The following is a 451-nucleotide window of genomic DNA, read 5'->3' as shown; positions in this document are numbered from 1 at the left end:
GTGTTCGAGACGAGAACTAGGTTGTCAATGCAGACTATCCGCGAATAACTCTCTGTTTCTTCATATATCGATCCGGACTTGAGCTTGATTATATTAAGTTCTGTCATGATGATTCCTTTGAATAAATAAGACGGCGGCGGTGGTGTCTGTAAGCAGCCGATGAATGGCTGTTGGCAGTGGATTACGGATGACGTTTGTTCAGCGACTTTTTGTGGAACCCCTTGGCGTTCCGGCCAAACGATCCCAGCGGAATGGTGCAGGGTCGACAGAGAGCCCGCGATCGAGCAACTTGTCGGCGAGAAGGCGACCGATACCGGGACCCAGGCCAAAGCCGTGGCCAGAGCATCCCGAAGCGATCCAGGCTCCTTCAAGGCCCGGAACTTTGTCAATGATGGGGACAGCATCAGGCGTGACATCCATCACGCCTGCCCAGGCATGGCTGACCTTGATG

General features: G+C 53.4%; 1 protein-coding gene. It reads right to left on the bottom strand.

Going from position 1 to position 451, the window contains the following annotated elements:
* Window positions 1–198: 198 nt before the first annotated feature.
* Window positions 199–451: NAD(P)/FAD-dependent oxidoreductase (locus K9U40_RS23780; RefSeq protein ID WP_282892519.1), on the bottom strand; the 253-nt coding region annotated here is incomplete at its 5' end.

The organism is Xanthobacter autotrophicus (assembly GCF_030015065.1).
GTDB classification, from domain to species: Bacteria; Pseudomonadota; Alphaproteobacteria; order Rhizobiales; family Xanthobacteraceae; genus Xanthobacter; species Xanthobacter autotrophicus_D.
Note: the sequence above shows the minus strand (reverse complement) of the source record. Positions and strands in the feature narration are given on the sequence as shown.